Origin of the sequence: Variovorax sp. LjRoot175, assembly GCF_964253805.1 — a bacterium.
GTDB lineage: Bacteria > Pseudomonadota > Gammaproteobacteria > Burkholderiales > Burkholderiaceae_C > Variovorax.
In genome coordinates this window covers 2,265,591-2,280,726 of sequence record NZ_CAXURY020000001.1, presented here as the reverse complement: position 1 = coordinate 2,280,726, position 15,136 = coordinate 2,265,591, and the positions used below count along the sequence as shown (strand labels likewise).

At 70.4% G+C, this 15,136-nt stretch carries 11 protein-coding genes; all 11 read left to right on the top strand.

The genetic code is table 11. The features are described 5' to 3' along the window. The first annotated feature begins 76 nt into the window (after positions 1-76). The 11 genes from ACSQ89_RS11455 (at position 77) to ACSQ89_RS11405 (ending at position 15,113) form a co-directional block, all read left to right on the top strand. Complete coding sequence (locus tag ACSQ89_RS11455) at positions 77-1,915, top strand: ABC transporter ATP-binding protein (protein WP_436296185.1); 1,839 nt, start codon at positions 77-79, stop codon at positions 1,913-1,915. Positions 1,916-2,230: 315 nt separating this feature from the next. Further along, a complete protein-coding gene (locus ACSQ89_RS11450) occupies positions 2,231-3,610 on the top strand; it encodes a DUF2868 domain-containing protein (RefSeq protein WP_436292439.1) in 1,380 nt (459 codons plus the stop codon). After that, complete coding sequence (locus ACSQ89_RS11445) at positions 3,607-5,031, top strand: GTPase/DUF3482 domain-containing protein (RefSeq protein WP_436292438.1); 1,425 nt, start codon at positions 3,607-3,609, stop codon at positions 5,029-5,031. The genes ACSQ89_RS11450 and ACSQ89_RS11445 overlap by 4 nt, the downstream gene beginning before the upstream one ends. A gap of 8 nt (positions 5,032-5,039) precedes the next feature. Beyond that, positions 5,040-5,855, top strand: coding sequence for a glutamine amidotransferase (locus ACSQ89_RS11440; protein ID WP_093109305.1), 816 nt, complete (start codon positions 5,040-5,042; stop codon positions 5,853-5,855). Between the two features lie 34 nt (positions 5,856-5,889). Next, positions 5,890-6,534, top strand: a complete 645-nt coding sequence (locus ACSQ89_RS11435; protein ID WP_093109306.1) for a CDP-alcohol phosphatidyltransferase family protein — start codon at positions 5,890-5,892, stop codon at positions 6,532-6,534. Then, positions 6,534-8,087, top strand: coding sequence for a phospholipase D family protein (locus tag ACSQ89_RS11430; RefSeq protein ID WP_093109307.1), 1,554 nt, complete (start codon positions 6,534-6,536; stop codon positions 8,085-8,087). Before ACSQ89_RS11435 ends, ACSQ89_RS11430 begins: the two co-directional genes overlap by 1 nt. Positions 8,088-8,189: 102 nt before the next feature. Continuing rightward, positions 8,190-10,574, top strand: a complete 2,385-nt coding sequence (locus ACSQ89_RS11425) for a penicillin acylase family protein (protein WP_436292437.1) — start codon at positions 8,190-8,192, stop codon at positions 10,572-10,574. Positions 10,575-10,584: 10 nt separating this feature from the next. Next, complete coding sequence (locus ACSQ89_RS11420; RefSeq protein WP_436292436.1) at positions 10,585-11,199, top strand: histidine phosphatase family protein; 615 nt, start codon at positions 10,585-10,587, stop codon at positions 11,197-11,199. 26 nt (positions 11,200-11,225) lie between these two features. Beyond that, positions 11,226-12,197 (top strand): DnaJ C-terminal domain-containing protein, encoded by a 972-nt coding sequence (locus tag ACSQ89_RS11415; protein WP_093109310.1) that lies wholly within the window; start codon positions 11,226-11,228, stop codon positions 12,195-12,197. Positions 12,198-12,202: 5 nt separating this feature from the next. After that, positions 12,203-12,526 (top strand): chaperone modulator CbpM, encoded by a 324-nt coding sequence (locus ACSQ89_RS11410; RefSeq protein WP_093109311.1) that lies wholly within the window; start codon positions 12,203-12,205, stop codon positions 12,524-12,526. A gap of 88 nt (positions 12,527-12,614) precedes the next feature. After that, positions 12,615-15,113, top strand: coding sequence for a chemotaxis protein CheW (locus tag ACSQ89_RS11405; protein WP_436292435.1), 2,499 nt, complete (start codon positions 12,615-12,617; stop codon positions 15,111-15,113). Positions 15,114-15,136: the final 23 nt, after the last annotated feature.

Here is a 15,136-nt window from a genome sequence, read left to right as displayed (position 1 = left end):
GGCACACCCATAGGCCTTGCGCATGCACAAGCACCTGCCCGCCGTTACAGTGGCGCCTCACTGGAGACAGCCCGCCTTGTTCCGCTACTTCGAAAAACTGCTCCATCCCTATCCCCCCGCCGAACCCGCACTGCCGCCACTCGGCTTCTTCGCCTTTCTCTGGGCCTGCACCGAAGGCCTGCGCGGCAAGATCCTCGCCATGGCGCTGTTCACGGCCGCGATGTCGGCCTTCGAGGCGCTGCTGTTCGCGATGCTCGGGCGCATCGTCGACTGGCTCGGCGGCCAGGTGCCGGCCCGGCTGTGGGAAGAGCGCGGCGACACGCTGATGTGGCTGGGCGCGGCCCTGGTCGCCAGCATCGCGGTGGTGGCGCTGCAGACCGTGGTCAAGCACCAGACGCTGGCGGTCAACCTGCCGATGCGGCTGCGCTGGAACTTCCACCGCCTGATGCTGGGCCAGAGCATGGCCTTCTACCAGGACGAGTTCGCGGGCCGCATCACGGCCAAGGTGATGCAGACCGCGCTGGCGGTGCGCGAGACCGTGTTCGTGCTGGCCGACGTGCTGGTGGCCATGGGCGTCTACGTCGCGACCATGATCGTGCTCGCGGCCGTGCTCGACCCGCAGCTGATGCTGCCCTTCGTGATCTGGCTCCTGCTCTACATCGCCATGCTCGTCTTCTTCGTGCCTCGGCTCGGCGAGATCGGCAAGGCGCAGGCCGATGCGCGCGCCATGATGACCGGCCGCGTGACCGATGCCTACACCAACATCGCCACCGTCAAGCTGTTCTCGCACACCCAGCGCGAGGCCGGCTTCGCGCGCGCGGCGATGAAGGAATTCATGATCACCGGCTACGGCCAGATGCGGCTGGTGAGCGCCTTCGAGATCGCCAACCACACGCTCAGCATGGGCCTGACTGCCGGCATGGCAGGCACGGGCCTCTGGCTGTGGTCGCAGGGCGCGGTCGGCGTCGGCGCGGTGGCCGCGGCGACCGCGATGGCGCTGCGGCTGCAAGGCATGTCGCACTGGATCATGTGGGAGATGACCAGCCTGTTCGAGAACATCGGCACGGTGCAGGACGGCATGAAGACGCTGTCGCGCCCGCGCACCGTGCTCGATGCGCCCGATGCCGCCGTGCTTGCCGTGCCACGTGGCGAAGTGCGCTTCGATCATGCGAGCTTCCGCTACGCCGACGGCGGCCGCCGCGTGATCGACGACCTCACGCTCAACGTCGCGCCCGGCGAGAAGATCGGCCTGGTCGGCCGTTCGGGCGCCGGCAAGTCGACGCTGGTGAACCTGCTGCTGCGCTTCCACGATCTCGAAAGCGGCCGCATCCTGATCGACGGCCAGGACATCGCGCACGTGACGCAGGATTCGCTGCGCACGCACATCGGCATGGTCACGCAGGACACCTCGCTGATGCACCGCTCGGTGGCCGACAACATCGCCTACGGCCGGCCCGACGCGAGCGCGGAGGCGATCCGCGTGGCGGCCGAACGCGCCGAGGCGCACGACTTCATCCAGACGCTGGGCGACCCGAACGGCCGCCGCGGCTACGAGGCGCACGTGGGCGAGCGCGGCGTCAAGCTGTCGGGCGGCCAGCGCCAGCGCGTCGCGATTGCGCGCGTGATGCTGAAGGACGCGCCGATCCTGCTGCTCGACGAAGCCACCAGCGCGCTCGACTCCGAGGTCGAGGCCGCGATCCAGGCCAGCCTGTACCGCCTGATGGAAGGCAAGACCGTGATCGCAATCGCGCACCGGCTCTCGACCATCGCGGCCATGGACCGGCTGATCGTGCTCGACGAGGGCCGCGTGGTCGAACAGGGCGACCACCGCACGCTGCTGGCGCAGGGCGGGCTCTATGCGCGGCTGTGGGCGCATCAGAGCGGCGGCTTCCTGGGAGATGGTGACGACGAGTAAAAGAAGGCCAAAGGCTTTCCGGCGAGTCCTACAGTGCGCGAAGACAGCCGACTACAGCTTGAAATCCTGTGCCTGTCACCCTGGAATCGTCTTCAACAAGAGGAGTCCTCGCCGTGAATTCCATCATCTACATCGTTGGGCTGGTCGTGGTCGTGGTCGCCGTGCTCTCCTTCTTCGGCCTTCGCTGAGATAAACACACCGTTGCTTTTTCCGCGTCCTTTCGGCGCGGATCCGGGGCCATCGCGGCCCCGTTTTTCATGAGCGAGCGGCCGGGGGGCGCCGGGCATAATTTCGCGCTCTCTTTGAAGGAAGCCGTTGAACCCCGCAGCGCAGCGCTTTGATTTCCAGGATGCGACGATCGCCGAGGCCTTGCAACTGGTCGAAGAGGCGGGCCCGCTCGACGACGCGCAGGCAGTGCGCGAGGCCATGGCGCTACGGTCCGACGGCTGTGGCCGGATCATCGAACGCGCACGCCTGCTCGGGCAGCGCATCGGCCTGCTGAACGAACTGGAACGCGCCCGCGCCTGGGCCCCCTGGGTGCTGCTGGCGCTGGTGGCGCTGATCGTCGCGGGCGGCCTCACGCTCGCCGGCAGCGTGGTCGACGGCAGCGCGCGCAGCATCAACGTGGTGGTGGCGCTCGCCAGCCTGCTGGGCCTGCACCTCTTGACCCTGCTGCTGTGGCTCTTCGGATTGTTGGTGCCGCTGGGCTCTTTCAACGCCTCCTTCGGCTGGCTGTGGCTGGCGCTCACGGCCCGCGTGGCCGGCGGCAAGCGCGGCCAAACGCCGATCCTGCTGCGCGCGGCCACGCGCCTCCTGGCGCGCGCGCGTCTCCTGCCCTGGGCGTTGGGCTTCGCGAGCCACGCGATCTGGTCGCTCTCCTTCGCGGTGATGCTCGCCGTCCTGCTCTTCGCGCTGGCCTTCCGCAACTACACGCTGAGCTGGGAGACGACCATCCTCGACCCGGCCTTCTTCGTGCGCGGCGTGCAGCTGCTCGGGGCGGCGCCGGCCTGGCTGGGCTTTCCGGTGCCGGACGCGCAGACCGTGCTTTCGCCGCTCGCCGCCGCGGCCGGCCAGCGCGCCTGGGCGCTGTGGCTCACCGGCTGCATCGTGGTCTACGGGCTGCTACCGCGCCTTTTCTTCGCGCTGCTCTGCGCGCTGGTCTGGCAGGCGCGCAAGAAGGCGCTTGCGCCGGATCTTTCGCAGCCCTACTACCGCCGGCTGCTGGCGCGCTTCGAAGCGATGGCGCCGCGGCAGATCGTGGATGCCGATCCTGGCCGCCTGCCGCATGGCGCTGCTACCGGACTGGTCGCGGGCGAGACCGCCGACACGCTGATGGCCATCGGCTTCGAACTGCCGGACGAGCTGCCCTGGCCGCCGGCCGCGCTCGCTGCGGCGGGCGCGCAAGTGTTGCGCATCGACGGCAGCGCGAGCGCGCGGCGCGAACTGCTCGACACACTGGCCCGGCTACGGCCGCGGCGCGTGCTGGTCGGCTGCAACGCGGCTTCCAGCCCGGACCGCGGCACCGAGCGCTTCCTGCGCGAGGTGGCCTCGCTCAGCAGCGAGTGCCGGCTGTGGCTGCTCGGCGGCGATGCGCAAGCGACGCCTCAGCGCTGGCATGCCTGGCTGGCCGATGCCGGCCTGGAAGGCATCGTCGCCAGCGACGCACCGGAGGCCGCGTTGCGCGGATGGGCATGACGACGACGGAGCCCATCCGCATCGCCGTCGTCGGCCATACCAACGCAGGCAAAACCTCGCTGCTACGCACGCTGACGCGGCGCGTGAATTTCGGCGAGGTGTCGCAGCAGCCCGGCACCACGCGCCATGTCGAAGCCGTCGAGCTTCAGGTGAGCGGCCGCGCCGCGGTGCGCTTTCTCGACACGCCGGGCCTGGAAGACGCGGTCGCGCTGCGCGAACATCTGGCCGCCTTCGACGACAAGGACCTCACGCCGCCCGAGCGCGTGCGCCGCTTCCTCCAGGGACCCGAGGCGCACGGCGTCTTCGAGCAGGAGGCCAAGGTGCTGCGGGCACTGCTGGAGGTCGATGCCGCCTTCCTGGTGATCGATGCGCGCGAGCCGGTGCTGCCCAAGTTCCGCGCCGAGATCGAGCTCCTCAACGCTTGCGCGCGGCCGGTGCTGCCGGTGCTCAACTTCGTGCGCGATGCGGCGACTCGCGAGGCCGCCTGGAAAGAACTGCTCTCGGCCTACGGCCTGCACGTGGTGGTGCGCTTCGATGCAGCCGCGCCCTTCGTCGGCGCCGAGCGCGAGCTCTACCGCGACCTCGCGACGCTCTTGCGCGACCGGCGCGCACAGCTCGACGGCGTGGCCGCTTATCTCGAAGCCGAGTTCGCCCAGCGGCGTCGGGCGGCGGCGACGCGCGTCGCCGAGCTGCTGGTCGATGCGGCCGCGATGCGCCGCAGCGTATCGGCCGTCGAATTCGCCGTCGAAAGCAGCCGCCAGCGCCTGATCGCCGCGCTGCAGAAAGACGTGTTCGACAAGGCGCAACGATGTGCGGACGACCTGCTCGCGCTCTACGGTTTCCGCGAGGGCGATGCCGACGAGGCGCCGCTGCCGATGGTCGAAGGCCGCTGGACCATGGACTTCTTCCACCCCGAGGCGCTGAAGGACGCCAGCGTACTGCTCGGCAAGGGCGTGGCCGTCGGTGCCGCCGTCGGCGTGGTGGCCGACCTGGCGCTCCATGGCCTCTCGCTGGGTGCGGGCGCAGCGCTCGGCGGCGCCATCGGCGGCGCGGTCTCGCAAGGCCTGGGGCCGCTGGGCCGCAAGCTCGCCAACAAGCTGCGCGACGTGCACGAGCTCACGGTGGAAGACCGCGTGCTGTTCGTGATCGCAAGCTGGCAGCTCAAGCTTTTGCGCGCGTTGGAGCAGCGCGGCCATGCGGCCGTCGACCGCATCGCCGCCGGCGCGGCCGCGGGCAGTACCGAAGCCGCCCAGCGCCCCCTGGCCGAGCTCGTGCGCGCCGCGCAGCCGGCACGCAGCCACCCCGACTGGGAAAGCAGCGCCCGCCTGCGCTGGCGCGAGGCGCCGCAGCGCCAGGACGTGGTGGCGCGGGTGGCCGAGCGCGCCGCGGCCGCCATCGAAGCGCTCGAGACTGCGGCATGATCCGGGAGATGGAAGACACCTGCCCCCGACCTCTCGCGATCATCAAGCTCGGCGAGACCTTCGACGCGCTGCGCGAGGCCCGTGGCGACTTCGAGCACTGGGTGGCGGCCGGCCTCGGCGCCACCCGGCTGCCGATCATGGTGCTCGATCCGCGCCGCGGCGACACGCTGCCGCCGCCCGAACAGATCTCGGGCGCGATCGTGACCGGCTCGCATGCGATGGTCTCGCACCGCGAGCCCTGGAGCGAAGCCACCGGCGCCTGGATGGCGCAACTGGTCGCCCACGGCACGCCGGTCCTGGGCATCTGTTTCGGCCACCAGTTGCTGGCGCATGCGCTGGGCGGCGAGGCCGGCAATCACCCGGGCGGGCTGGAAATCGGCACCGTCGAGATCGCGCTGGCCGACACGGCAAAGGACGACCCGTTGCTGCAGGGGCTGCCCGCGCGCTTCGACGCGCAGGAGGTGCATTGGCAACGCGCGCTGCGGCTGCCCGAAGGCGCCGTGCTGCTCGCAGGCAACGCTTTCGAACCTCACCAGGCCTTCCGCGTCAGGCTGCGCGCCTGGGGCGTGCAGTTCCATCCCGAATTCGATGCCGAGGTCATGCGCGGCTACATCGACTGCATGGCCGGCGAGCTGCAGGCAAATGGCATCGACCCGGCCGCGCTGCGCGAGCGCGTCGCCGGCACCGCGACGGCGGCGCAACTGCTCGGCCGCTTCGCCCACATCGCGGAAGAACATGACGCCGGAGTGCGCACGCCCGGCCCGGCTGAACGCGGGGCCCGGCATCGGATTGCGACTACAGAAAGCCCCCCGCAGTTGCGCTAAGGTGCAGCGCAGCTTTCCCTTCGAAAGAACAGCCATGGCCACCACCCCACCCGTCGTCGCACGGGCCCGCAAGCATTTCTCGATGATCCGCGGCTTCCACCTGGCCGACGTGTTCACGCTCGGCAACGCGGCCTGCGGCGTCGGCGTCGTGTTCCTTTCGATGGCCTATGTGGCGAGCCAGTCGCTCGCGCAGTTCCTCTGGGCCGCGGCGCTGGCGCCCGCCGCCTTCGTGTTCGACGTCTTCGACGGCCGCATCGCGCGCTGGCGGCAAACCCAATCGGCGCTCGGCCGCGAGCTCGACTCGCTGGCCGACGTGATCTCCTTCGGCGTGGCGCCCGCCGCGCTGGCCTTCGCCGCCGGGCTCGACGGCGGCTGGGATTGCGTGATCCTGATCTATTTCGTCGGCTGCGGCGTGAGCCGCCTGGCGCGCTACAACGTCACGGCCGAAGCGCTCTCGGCCGGCGCCGACAAGGTCAAGTACTTCGAGGGCACGCCGATCCCGACCAGCGTGGTGCTGGTGGGCGTGCTCGCCTGGGCCGCCTGGCAGGGCCGCATCGGCGACGCGGTCTGGGGCGGCGTGTGGATGCTCGGCCCCTGGGCCCTGCATCCGCTGACGCTGCTGTTCGCGCTCTCGGGCACATTGATGATCAGCAAGACGCTGCGCATTCCAAAGCTGTGATGCGCGCCGCCCGCGTTGTCGCTTGCGTCGCGCTGGGACTGGCTCTCTCGGGCTGCGCCAGCCTGCCCGACCGTGTCGAGCGCAGCGAGTCGGTGGCACTCGCCGACACCGCCGGCACCCGCCTCGGCCAGGCGCTCGCGCCGGAGCTGGCGACGCATGCGGGCAAGTCGGGCATCCTGCCGCTGGTCGCCGCGCAGGAAGCTTTCGCGGCCCGCGTGGTGCTGGCCCAGGCCGCGGAGCGCAGCCTCGATCTGCAGTACTACATCTGGCGCGGCGACACCACCGGCCAGCTGCTGTTCGAGGCCGCGAGCAAGGCGGCCGAGCGCGGCGTTCGCGTGCGCCTCTTGCTCGACGACAACAACACCAGCGGACTCGACGCCACCCTCGCCGCGCTCGATGCGCATCCGAACATCGAGGTCCGGCTCTTCAATCCCTTCGCGAATCGCGGCTTCCGGGTCGGCGACTTCGCGCTTGACTTCTCGCGCGTCAACCGCCGCATGCACAACAAGTCCTTCACGGCGGACAACCAGGTCGCGATCGTCGGCGGGCGCAACGTGGGCGACGAGTACTACGGCGCCGATCTGCAGCTCGGCTTTCAGGACCTGGACGTGATCGCGATCGGGCCGGTGGTGCGCGAGGTCTCGCGCGAGTTCGACCTGTACTGGAACAGCGAGGCTGCTTATCCGGTCGCGAGCCTGCTGCCGTCGGCGCCTGCGGATGCCGCAGCGCGGCTGCGCGAGCAGTGGGCGCAGCTGCGGCGGCAAGCCGAGACGCAGCGTTACCTCGAAGCCGTGCGCCAGACGCCGCTGATGCGCGAGGTGGCCGAGCGCCGCCTGCCCTTCGAGTGGGCCGATGCGCGCGTGGTGAGCGATGTGCCCGCCAAGGTGCAGTCGGCGGCGGGGCAGGAAGAGCAGCTCATGTTCCCCCTGCTCAAGGAGGCCATGGGTGAGCCGAAGCGCGAGCTCGACCTGGTGTCGCCCTACTTCGTGCCCGGCGCCGGCGGCACGCGCGAGCTGGCCGCGCTCGCCGCACAGGGCGTGAAGGTGCGCATCCTGACCAACTCGTTGGCCGCGACCGACGTGGGCGCGGTCCATGCAGGCTACGCCCGCTACCGCAAAGAGCTGCTCGTCGGCGGTGCCGTGCTCTACGAGCTCAAGCCGAGCGCCGCTGCGCCGCCGCGTCCGGAGGAGGAGAAGCGCCAGAACCCAGGCGGAAGTTCGGCCGCGAGCCTGCATGCCAAGACCTTCGCGGTGGACCGCAGCCGCATCTTCGTCGGCTCGCTCAATCTGGATCCGCGCTCGGTGCACCTCAATACCGAGATGGGCGTCGTGATCGACAGCCCCGTGCTCGCCGAGCGGCTGGCCGTTGAGATCGACAATGTCGTTCCGACGCTCGCCTACGAGGTGCGCCTGCCGGCCGACGGACGCGGCATGGAGTGGATCGACCGCGGCCCGGCGGGCGAAACCCGCTACACGACGGAGCCGGGCGCCGGCGCCATGCGGCGCCTGTGGATCGACTTCCTCTCGATCCTGCCGATCGAGTGGCTGCTGTAGCGCTGGCTCGTCGGCGACAGCTCACCCGGGTTATCACGCAATCGTCACCTGCAAGCGGCAACCTGTAATCGACAGCTTCGTTTTCACTGCAAGGCTTCGACCATGACAAACACGACATCTTCCCGGTTTGCACCGAGCGCGATCGCCCTGGCCTTCGCCGCCTTGCTCGCGGCTTGCGCGAGCAACCCTGCGCCGGGCTCGCGCAGCGTGACGATCGAACGCACCACCTACGGCATCGCGCACATCACTGCGCCGGACTACGAAGGCATCGCCTACGGCGTGGCCTACGCGCATGCGCAGGACAACGTGTGCCAGACCGCCGAGCATCTGCTCACCGTGCGCGGCGAGCGCGCGCAGTTCCTGGGCGCGCAGGCCACCGGCGAACTCGGCCTGGGCCGGCTGCCGAACACGCAGATCGACCTGTTCGTGCGCGCCCACATGGACGACGCCGCGCTGGCGCGTGCCGCCGCCGCCAACAACGAGGACGTCAAGGCCTCGCTGCGCGGCTACGTGGCCGGCTACAACCGCTACCTGCAGGATGCGGGCCCGAACGGCCTGCCCGAAGCCTGCCGCAACAAGCCCTGGGTACGGCCGATGTCGCTGGCCGACCTGTCGCGCACCACCGAGATGTCGATGATCCAGGGCGGCATCGGCGCGCTGGCCGGCGCGGTGCTCGCGGCAGCGCCGCCCGCGCCGGGAACGCGGAACGCCGCAGAGCCGGTCGCGCTGCAGCAGGCGGTCGCGGAGATCGGCCGCCACAGCTTCAATGCGAACCCCGAGGGCGGCGAGCTCGGCTCCAACGGCTGGGCCTTCGGCCGCAACGCCACGCCCGACGGCCGCGGCCTGGTGCTGGGCAATCCGCATTTCCCGTGGGCCGGCACCAACCGCTTCTGGGAGATGCACCTCACCATCCCCGGCCAGCTCGACGTGATGGGCGCCACCGGCGGACTGAGCCCGGTGGTCGCGATCGGCTTCAACAAGGACGTGGCCTGGACGCACACGGTCTCCACCGGCAAGCGCTTCACGCTGTATGAACTCAAGCTCGACCCGGCCGACCCCACGGTCTACATCGTCGACGGCCAGCGCAAGAAGATGACGACCAGGAACGTCAGCCTGCCCGCCGTGGGCGGCCCGGCACCGCCGAGGACTTTCTACGGCACCGAATGGGGCCCGGTCGTCTCGCTGCCGCGCGCCGGCCTCGGCTGGACCGCCACCACCGCCTACGCGATCCGCGACGCCAACGCGCAGAACGTGCGCTCGGCCCAGAGCTGGATGCAGATGGCGCTGGCGCGCAACGTCGGCGAACTGCGCGCCGCGATGGGCAACCAGGGCATGCCGTGGATCAACACCATCGCGGCCGACCGCGAGGGCAATGCGATGTACGCCGATCTCTCGGTAGTGCCCGACGTGTCGGCCGAAATGCTGAAGGCCTGCGCGCCCTCACCCCGTGCCGCCGCGCTGCTCAACGCCGCCGGCCTGCCGGTGCTCGACGGCTCGCGCTCGGCCTGCGCCTGGAACCGCGACGCCGCAGCCGCGATGCCCGGCGTGACCGCTCCGGCGCGCATGCCGGTCGTCGTGACGCCGGACTGGGTGCAGAACAGCAACGACAGCTTCTGGCTCAGCAACCCGCACATCGAAGCGCCCGCCGGCATCTCGCCGCTCGTTGGCTTCACCGGCACGCCGCAGCGGCTGCGCACGCGCAGCGGGATCATGGAAATCGAAGCCCGGCTGGCCGGCAACGACGGCCTGCGGGGCGACAAGATGGGCGCGGCCGAGCTGCGGAGCGTGATCTTCCGCGACCGCAACCTGGCCGGCATGCTGGTCGCCGATGACCTGGTGGCGGCCTGCAACGCCGGCGCCTCGGCGCTCACGCCGGACCAGGCGCTCGGCTGCCGCGTGCTCGCCGCCTGGGACCGCACCAGCAACGGCGCATCGAAGGGCGCGCCGCTGTTCCGCGAGTTCTGGCGCAAGGCCAAGGACGTGCCGAAGGTCTGGCGCGTGCCCTTCGACCCGACCCGTCCGGTCGCGACACCGGCCGGCCTCGACATGGCCACGCCGGCCACGCGCGAGGCCGTCTTCAAGGCGCTGGGCGACGCGGTCGCCATCGTGCGCACCGCCGGCTTCGCGGCCGACGTGCCGCTGGCCGAAGTGCAGACCCGCACGGTGCGCGGCCAGAAGGTCGCGATCCACGGCGGCGACGAGTTCGAGGGCGTGCTCAACAAGGTGGAGAGCCAGGGCCAGTCGCTGATCGATCCCAAGGGCTACAACATCAACTACGGCAGCAGCTACATGCAGGTGGTGGGCTTCGACCAGCGCGGGCCGGTGGCACAGGCCATACTGACCTACGGCCAGAGCAGCGACCCCGCATCGTCGCGCGCCTACGACCAGTTGCCGCTGTTCGCCGCCAAGCAATGGCATCCGCTGCCCTTCCACCGCGCCGACATCGAGGCGCAGCGCGTGGGCGCCCCCCTCCGACTCGCCTATTGAAAGAAGCTCGATGAACGACGGTCTGGATCAACTGGTGCAACTGGCCGCCGCAGTGCCGCTGGCGCCGGCCTGCGATCACTTCTACTTCCTGCGTCACGGACAGACCGAAGGCAACGCGCGGCGGATCTTCCAGGCGGTCAACACGCCGCTGAGCGTGCTCGGCCTGCAGCAGGCCACGCGCGCGGCCGAACTGCTGGCCGGCGAACCGATCAGGAGCGTGGTGTGCAGCGATGCGAAGCGCGCCTTCGACACCGCCCACACGGTCGCGGCCGGCCTGCGCATCGCGCCGCTGGTGCTCGAAAGCCTGCGCGAGCGCAATTTCGGCGCGCTGATCGGCACCTCCTCCGCCAACCTGGACTGGGCCTGCGAACCCGAGGGCGGCGAGACGCTGGCCCAGTTCATCGCCCGCAAACGGGCCGCGCTCGAAGTCGCGCTGGCCCATCCGGCACCGGTGCTGGTGGTGGCGCATGGCGGCTCGCTGCACGTGCTGGCGGCGCTGCTCGGCGTGGCTATCGACCTCGGCGTGATGGGCAATGCCCAACCCTTGCGTTTCGAGCGAAACGGTCCTACATGGCGGGTGAAGCCGCTCCTGCAACATGTGGATGGCGGAGCGGCGGTGGCCTGAAGGCCGCACCACGCATCCTCACCACCATGGAATTCAAGGACTACTACCAGGCACTGGGCATCGAACGCGGCGCGTCGGACGACGAGGTCCGCAAGGCCTACCGCAAGCTCGCGCGCAAGTACCACCCCGACGTCAGCAAGGAACCCGACACCGAGCGGCGCATGCGCGAGATCAACGAGGCCAACGACGTGCTGCGCGACAAGGAAAAGCGCGCCGCCTACGACGCGCTGGCCGACCAGGTCGCGCAGGGCCGCTACGCCGGCGGCCGCCCCGGCGAGGGCTTCCAGCCGCCGCCGGGCTGGGACGAGGGTTTCGAATTCCATCGCGGCCCGGGCCAGGGCCCGGCCGACCATGCCGAGTTCAGCGAGTTCTTCTCTTCGCTCTTCGGTGCGGCCGAACGGCGCAGCGCCGAGCGCCGCCACTACCGCGCACGCGGCGAGGACCACCACGCGGCCATCGAGATCTCGCTCGAAGACGCGCTGCACGGCGCCGAGCGCGAGATCACGCTGCGCTCGCAGGAGATCGACGCCCGGGGCCGGCCCGAATGGAAGACGCGCACGCTCAGCGTGAAGATTCCCGCCGGCGTTCATCCGGGCCAGTACATCCGGCTCGCCGGCCAGGGCATGCCGGGCCATGGCGGCGAGCCGGCCGGCGACCTCTACTTCGAGGTGCGCATCGCGCCCCACAAGCTCTACCGCATCGAGGACCGCGACCTCTACATGACGCTGCCCGTGACGCCGACCGAAGCCGCGCTCGGCGCCCAGGTGAAAGTGCCGACGCCCGCCGGCGGCGTGGTCGAGGTGACCGTGCCGCGCGGCGCGCGCAACGGCCTCAAGCTGCGGCTCAAGGAACGCGGCCTGCCGGGCAAGCCGCCGGGCCACCTCTACCTGCTGCTGGAGATCGCGCTGCCGCCGGCCGACACCGAGGCCGCGCGCAAGGCTTACGAGCAACTGGCGCAGGCCGCGCCCTTCGACCCGCGCCGCCATCTCGGAGTGTGACGAACATGGCTACCCATTCCTTCACTGCCACGATACTGAGCAGCTCGCACCCGCTCCCCGCGCACGAACTGGCGCATGCCTGCGGCGCCGAGATCGAGTGGGTCGTTCAACTGGTCGAGGTCGGCATCGTCGAGGTGCGCACGCCGGCCGAGCGCCCGGAGGACTGGTGCTTCCACAGCGCCGACCTGCAATGCGCGCTGGCCGCGCGCCGGCTCGAGCGCGACTTCGGTGTCGGGCTCGACGCCGCGGCGCTGATCCTCGACCTGGAGCACGAGGTGCGCCGGCTGAAGGCGGTGCTGCGCGCCCGGGGACTCGAACGCGAAGCCTGAGCGTTTTGCAGGGCGGCGCATGTCGCCGCAAAATCGTTATTTCACATACCATTCGCCCGCGTTGCCGCGCGGTTCGAAACATCACACCATGCAAAAGACATCCGTTGTCAAAGGAGTGCGCTTCGACGCTGCCGTGGCGCCACTGGTGTCGCGCATGGAGCTGGTGAACGACCATCGCGAGTCCCTGCAGCGCCTTGCGGACATCTGGGACCAGCTGGCGCTGCTCGGGCAGATGAGCGACAGCGGCACCGACATCGCATCCACCGGCGCCCGCTTCCACGAACTCACCGGCGTGCTGCTCGATTCGCTGGCGCGCAGGCTGCTGCAGGACGCGCTGCGCACCGCGCGCGCCAAGGCCCAGACCGGCATCGACATCCTGGTGCGCAACCTCTATGAGCGCACGGCCGACATCGGCTTCCTCGCAACCGACTCGGCGCTGCGCGATGCCATCGCCGGAGGCGCCCAGGTGCGCCAACGGCTGCGCGCCTACGCGACCAAGTACAGCGTCTATGACGACGTGATCCTTCTAGGCACGGATGGCGCGGTGCTCGCTCGCCTGGACGAGAGCGTTGCCGCTACGGCTGCCGACGGCGAGCTCATGCAGGCCGTGCTGCACTCGGGCGCCCCCTTCGTCGAATCGTTCGGACGCTTCGAACTGCTCGGCGGCCGGCGCGGCCTGCTCTACGGTGCGCCGGTACGGGAGAGCGATGCCGGCGCCGTGATCGGCGCCCTGTGCCTGTCGTTCCGCTTCGACGACGAGATGCGCGCGATCTTCGCCGCGCTGGCCTCGCGCGACGACGCCTCGGTCGTGCTTCTGCTGGACGCTGGCCGCACGGTGATCGCCAGCTCCGACGCGCAACAGGTCCCGGTCGGCGCCGTCCTTCCCCGTGCCAATGCGCTGGGCCATGGCCTGCGCTTCGGGGGCCGCGATTACCTGGCGGCGCAAACGCCGGCAGCGGGCTACCAGGGTTATCGGGGCCCCGGCTGGGATGGCTGCGTCCTGGTGCCCGTGGATCTGGCCTTTCGCGCCGACATCGCAGGCAGCACGAGCGATGCGGCGCTGTCGAGCCGCGTCGTGGCGGCCAGCCGCCTGTTCGGCGAGGAGCTGCAGGCCATTCCGGCGCACGCCAAGAGCATCCAGCGCGGGCTCGAACGCCTGGTGTGGAACGGCCAGGTGCGAATCCGCCACGAGCAGGACGGCCATGCCCCCAATGCGCACTTCGCCGGCGCGCTGCTGGAGCGCGTGACGCGCACCGGCCAGCGCATCAGCGCGGTGTTCGAGCACGCGATCGGCGACCTGCAGCAGTCGGCCGTGGCCTCGGTGCTCGAAGAGGTGCGCGCCTGCTCGGCGCTCGGCATCGACATCATGGACCGCAGCTTCTACGAGCGGGCCAACGACTGCCGCTGGTGGGCCCTGGACAGCAGCTTGCAGCGCGCCGCCCGCGAGCGCGACGCGCGGGCCTGCAGCGAAGCGACGGCGGTGCTGGGCCGCATCAACGGCTTGTACACGGTCTATTCCCAGTTGCTGCTGCTTGACCCGCAAGGGCATGTGCTGGCGGCCTCCAACGGCACGCCCGCCACTGCGCCGCTCGTGGCCGCGTGGCTTCCGGCCGCGCTGGCCTTGCGCGACGAACAGGCCTTCGTGCGCTCGAGCTTCGCCGCCTCGCCGCTCTACGGCGACCGGCACACCTACGTGTTCGCGGCGCCGGTGCAGGGCGCCGGCGGCAACGCCGGCTGCGTTGCCATCGTGTTCGACAGCGAGCCGCAGATGCAGGCCATGCTGCGCGACGCCCTGCCGGTGGACGCCGAAGGCCGGCCGATGCCGCAGGCACTGGGCCTCTTAGTCGCACGCGGCGGAGCCGTGGTGGCCAGCACCGGCGGAGCCTGGAAAACCGGCACCACGGCCCCCTTCGCGGACCGCCTCGCGCAACTTGCGCGCGGCGCCTCCAGCGGCACGGTGCTCGAGATCGATGGCATGCTGTATGCCGCCGGCATCACCATGTCCTGCGGCTACCGCGAATACGAGAGTGGGGGCACGTGCGGACCGGACGACGTGGCTTGCGTGATCCTCATTGGCCTCTGCGAACGTGCGGCCCAGGATGGCGCGGCAGCGTTGGAACCCTTCGATCCGCCGGCGGGTTCGCTCCCCGGCACGGACCGCGTCGCCATCGCCAGCGCGCTCGTCGGCGACCAATGGCTGGGGCTTCCGGCCTCACAGGTGATCGAGGCCGTGGTGGTGCCGCAGGTCGCATCGGTGAGCGGCGTTGCCGCCGGCACGACAGGCATCGCGATACACGATGGCCAGGCGCTTGCCGTGGTCGATCTGCAACGGCGGCGCGGCCAGCCCTCGACGGCTTCGGGCGCCGACCGCCTGCTCGTGGTGTGCAAGACGGATTCGGGCCAGCGATTCGCGCTGCGGGTCGACGAAGTCGGCACGGTGTTCGACGCGCAGCGATCGGCCCTGCAGGATCTGCCAGCCGCGCTGGCGGCGCATGATCCGCTCGCGACCGCGGTCGTGCGCGGGGGCAATCCCTCGGATCAGCGCATGCTGACCGTCATCTCGGTCGACAAGCTGATTTCGAAGTAGGAGGCGGCTGGCAGACAGCGGCC